We start from the raw sequence: 4430 nt of genomic DNA on the forward strand, positions 1-4430 counted from the left end.
GTCCGGGGGGATTTCCCCCCGGACACCCGGCCCGATTTCGGCGGTGTTCCGCGGCGTTCCACCGTGTTCTTCCGGGCTGCTTTCCCGGGTTCCGGAGGCAGCCGGCGACCGGCGGACGATCTGCGGGCCGGCCGGGCGCCGCTCCGACGGCCCTGCCCACCGGAGGCCCGGAGGTGACCCCGACGCCCGGCCTGGCGGCCCGAAGGCGGTGGGGGTGCGCTCCGGCGCCGCTCCGGCTCAGCCATCCTTCGCCGCGGCGGCGTCGGGGCGGGTGCGTCCGGGGCCGCGCGGCGGCGCGCACCGGGGGGAAGGGCCGCTGCCTGCGGCACCCTGGCGCCGCCGGACGATCTCTGACACCATCTCAGCCGACGTGAACGAATCGTGTACCCAGCGTTCACCTCAGCTACACAAATCCCGAGTCGTCGAGAGAGATCTGAGGCCTGCCATGAAGACCTTACGGACCCACACCTCGCACCTGGTGACGGTCGTGCTGCTGCTCCTGGGCATGATGACCGCCGCGAGCGCGCAGGCGCAGGCGGCCCCGCAGCGGGTCACCGGCAGCACGACCATCTGCTCCTTCTCCCCCGTCCCCGCCGGGTGGGTCGTCACCAGCTCGTACAGCAGCTGGGGCTGTCCCGGCTCCGGCGTCTCGTACACGATCACCGACACGGCCGGGCAGACCAACCTCACCATCTGCTCCTTCTCCCCCAAGCCGGCCGGGTGGGTGGTGACCAGCTCCTACAGCACCGGCAACTGCGCGGGCAGCGGCATCGCCTACGGCTTCCACAACGTGGCCAACGACCTCAACGTCGGCGCGTGCTCGATGACCCCGATCCCGGCGGGCTGGGTGATCAGCAGCTCGTACAGCAGCAGCAACTGCGCCGGCACCGGCGTCGCCTACTCGCTGCACAACACGGTCAACGACACCAGCACCGGCGCGTGCTCCATGACCCCGGTCCCGGCCGGGTGGGTCGTCACCAGCTCCGCCAGCAGCAGCAACTGCGCCGGCACCGGCATCTCCTACACCCTCTTCAAGATCACCACGCAGACCTCCGCCGTCGTCTGCTCCTTCTCCCCGCTGCCCGCCGGGTGGGTCGTCAGCAGCTACTACCCCAGCAGCAACTGCTACGGCAGCGGCGTCGCCTACTCCATCCGCAAGGCCTGACCCCGGGCAGCGCGTGCACGCAGGGCCGCTCGGCCGCCCGGGGGCGCGTCCCCTCTCCCGGCCGCCGGGCGGCCCTGCCGCCGTCTCCCGGACACGACGGCGGGGAAGCGGCCCGGTCCGTGCGGCCTGCCGCGACGGCACCCGGAAGCGGCGGCACCCCGGGGAGGAGCCTCGTGGGCACGTGGGGCAGCGGGAACGTCGAGGGCGACACGACCCCGGACCACCCGTCGGCCGTCGTCGACCGGCTCGTCACCGGGGCCGCCGAGGCGACGGCCGGCGCCCTGCCGCGGGCCGCGACAGCCGGGGAACGGAAGGCCGCATCCACGGACGTCCGGGACCGGACCACCGGCGGCCCGGGACCCGCCCCCGGCTTCGGGAGCGAACGCCGCGCCGCCTGAACCACACCCCCGACCGGCCCGCCGGCACCGCCCGCGACGGCGAACCCGCACCGTGACCACGCCCGGCGCGACGACCGGGTCCGCACGAGGGCAGCGCCCCACCCGCGCACAGCCGCTCCGGCGCCGGGCGGCCCTGCCCGTCCGCGGGCGGCGGACCGCCCCCGCCGGCCCGGCCGCGGGTCGCTCCCACGAGGTGCACCGGCCCACGGCACCGCCCTCCGGGCGCCGGTCCACGGGGAGTCCGGCGACGGCGATCATCTGCGCGAGCGGCATCCGGTCCGACCTGACGGAGGCCGCCGGCCCCGGGGGACGGCGAGCGCGCCGTCGTCACCCCGGGCCGCCCCGCCCCTGCCGCCCTCCCCGGCTCCTGGGCCCGGAGCCCCGGCAGGTCCGCCGGGACCGCGGCCCCGGAACGGCGACCCCGGGACGGCGGGCCCGCGGCGGGCCGCGACCGGTACGGGCCGCGCGGCGGCGGGGCTGGTGCGGCAGTCGCCGGTGAAGGCGAGGGCGCGCAGGTGGCAGGGGCGGGCGGCGTGGCCGAGGGAGAGGTTGTGGCCGGCGCCGTGGGCGGTGACCAGGCGGGCCGGGCCGGGGGCGAAGGCGGCGGTCGGCGCGGCGCGGTGCGCGGTGTCCGGGCGCCACCGGTGCTCGTGCCCGGCCGGGGTGGGGCGCACCGGGTGCGGTCAGGGTGCCGGGGGGTATCCGCGGGTGCGGACGAGGTGGCGGGTGAGGTCGGTGAAGGCGCGGGCGGCGGCGCTGCGGTAGGCGTCGGTGCGGCGCAGGAGGGTGACGGTGCGGGTGGGCAGGGGCGGGTCGAGGGGGAGGGTGGCGAGGCCGGGGCGGTCGTGGGTGACGGCGTCGGGCAGGACGGTGGCGAGCGGGGTGCGCCGGACGATCTCGGTGAGGGCCTGGACGGAGGTGGCCTCGACGGCGATGTGCGGGCTGACGCGGTGGCGGGCGAGGTAGGCGTCGATGTGGCCGCGGGTGGCGAAGTCGCCGCCGAGCAGGGCGAGCGGGCGCTCGGCGAGGTGGTGCACGGGCAGCGGGCCGGCGCCGGCCGGGTGGGGGGTGGCGGTGACCAGGGTGAGGGTCTCGGTGAACAGGGCGGTGGCGTCGATGCCGGGCGGGTGGGGGCCGCGGAAGGCGATGCCGAGGTCGAACTCGTCGGTGAGCAGGCCGGCTTCGATGCGGTCCTGGCTGGTCTCGCGCACGGTCAGGGTGATGCCGGGGTGGCGGGTGTGGAGTTCGGCGGCGAGCGGGCCGACGAGGTAGGCGGTGAAGGTGGGGGTGACCGCCAGGCGCAGCCGTCCGCGGGTGAGGTCCTGGACGTCGTGGACGGCGCGTTCGGCGGCGGCGAGGTCGCGCAGGGCGCGCCGGGCGTGGTCGGTGTAGACGGCGCCGGCGTCGGTGAGGCGGACGGTGCGCCCGGTGCGGTCGAGGAGCTGGACGTCCAGGGTCTTCTCCAGCTGTTTGATCTGCTGGGAGAGCGTGGGCTGGGAGATGTGCAGTTCCTCGGCGGCGCGGGTGAAGTTGCCGTGGTCGGCGACGGCGAGCAGGTAGCGCAGGTGACGCAGTTCGGGGGCGGCCATGGAACCGACTATAGACGGCATCGATCGGTTTCATGGCGGACAGCTCTTGGACACTATAGGAGCAGGTCATGCATGGTGGATCTCACCAGCCCGCAGGGGCCGGGAACCACCGAAGGAAGTGACCCGTGCAGGACTTCACCGACCTCACCCGGGGCGTCACCCGGTTCCGGCAGGACGTCTTCCCCGCCCGGGCGGAGTTGTTCTCCCGCCTGGCCGGCCACCACGCGCCGCGCACGCTGTTCATCGGCTGCTCCGACGCCCGTGTCGTCCCGGAGCTGATCACCGGCGCCGAGCCGGGCGAGCTGTTCGTCATCCGCACCGCCGGCAACCTGGTGCCGGCCCACACCCCCGGGGCCGACGGGGTGACGGCGAGCATCGAGTACGCCGTCACCGTGCTGGGCGTGCGGGACGTCGTGGTCTGCGGGCACTCCGCGTGCGGCGCGATGACCGCCCTCGCCGACGGCCACGACCTCACCGGCGCCCCGGCGGTCGCGGCCTGGCTGCGGCACGCGGACGCCTCCCGGGCCCGCGCCGCCGCCGGCGACGTCGCGGACCTGGTGCGGCACAACGTGCGCGCGCAGCTGGCGAACCTGGCCACCCACCCCCCGGTCGCCCGCGCCCTGGCGCGTGGCGAGGTCGCCCTGCACGGCTGGGTCTTCGACATCGCCACCGGCGCCGTCGAGGAGCTCACCGCGGCCGGCCCCGCGCTCGCCGCCTGACCGCCCCCCACTCCCCCACTCCCCCGCGACCGTATCCCCCCTTCTCCGATACCAGCCGAGAGACAAGGACGTACCGCCATGGTGCACGCCCAGTTCGACCCCACCGCCCGCCAGGCCCTGGCCGTCGCCGCCGTCGACGCCAAGACCCGCAGGGACCTGTCCTGGCAGCAGATCGCCGACGCCTCCGGGCTGTCGGTGGCCTTCACCACCGCCGCCGTCCTCGGCCAGCACGCCCTGCCGCGGGAGGCCGCCGAGGCCGTCGCCGCCCTGCTGGGCCTGGACGAGGACGCGGCGCTGCTGCTGCAGACCATCCCCACCCGCGGCTCGATCCCCGGCGCCGTCCCCACCGACCCGACCATCTACCGCTTCTACGAGATGCTGCAGGTCTACGGCACCACCCTCAAGGCCCTGGTCCACGAGGAGTTCGGCGACGGCATCATCTCCGCGATCAACTTCCGGCTCGACGTGAAGAAGGTCGCCGACCCCGAGGGCGGCGAGCGCGCCGTCATCACCCTGGACGGCAAGTACCTGCCGACCAGGCCCTTCTGACGCACCCTCC

5 protein-coding genes are annotated in these 4430 nt (G+C 75.6%); 4 read left to right on the forward strand and 1 reads right to left on the reverse strand.

The genetic code is table 11. The features are described 5' to 3' along the window. Positions 1-445 precede the first annotated feature (445 nt). Together ACFV04_RS43320 and ACFV04_RS43325 are read left to right on the forward strand one after the other, a co-directional pair. Positions 446-1165, forward strand: coding sequence for a hypothetical protein (locus tag ACFV04_RS43320; RefSeq protein WP_380350123.1), 720 nt, complete (start codon positions 446-448; stop codon positions 1163-1165). A gap of 173 nt (positions 1166-1338) precedes the next feature. After that, the gene (locus tag ACFV04_RS43325; RefSeq protein ID WP_380536575.1) at positions 1339-1563 is read left to right on the forward strand and encodes a hypothetical protein; all 225 of its coding nucleotides are present in this window, start codon (positions 1339-1341) and stop codon (positions 1561-1563) included. A 683-nt stretch (positions 1564-2246) separates the two neighbouring features. Here the strand turns inward: ACFV04_RS43325 and cynR are convergent. Next, positions 2247-3152 carry a transcriptional regulator CynR gene (cynR, locus tag ACFV04_RS43330; protein ID WP_380536577.1) on the reverse strand — a complete coding sequence of 302 codons (906 nt, stop codon included), beginning with the start codon at positions 3150-3152 and terminating at the stop codon, positions 2247-2249. Positions 3153-3277: 125 nt separating this feature from the next. On the opposite strand from cynR, the gene ACFV04_RS43335 reads away from it, so the two are divergent. Then, positions 3278-3871 carry a carbonic anhydrase gene (locus ACFV04_RS43335; RefSeq protein ID WP_380536579.1) on the forward strand — a complete coding sequence of 198 codons (594 nt, stop codon included), beginning with the start codon at positions 3278-3280 and terminating at the stop codon, positions 3869-3871. A gap of 78 nt (positions 3872-3949) precedes the next feature. Then, the gene (gene cynS, locus ACFV04_RS43340; protein ID WP_380350138.1) at positions 3950-4420 is read left to right on the forward strand and encodes a cyanase; all 471 of its coding nucleotides are present in this window, start codon (positions 3950-3952) and stop codon (positions 4418-4420) included. Positions 4421-4430: the final 10 nt, after the last annotated feature.

It is taken from the genome of Kitasatospora sp. NPDC059599, assembly GCF_042735125.1.
Classification (GTDB): Bacteria; Actinomycetota; Actinomycetes; order Streptomycetales; family Streptomycetaceae; genus Kitasatospora.

What these genes read in the sequence shown, in the direction of transcription:
- ACFV04_RS43320 (WP_380350123.1), top strand. Translation starts at nt 446, where the DNA reads ATGAAGACCTTACGGACCCACACCTCGCACCTGGTGACGGTCGTGCTG.
- cynR (WP_380536577.1), bottom strand. Translation starts at nt 3,152, where the DNA reads ATGGCCGCCCCCGAACTGCGTCACCTGCGCTACCTGCTCGCCGTCGCC.
- cynS (WP_380350138.1), top strand. Translation starts at nt 3,950, where the DNA reads ATGGTGCACGCCCAGTTCGACCCCACCGCCCGCCAGGCCCTGGCCGTC.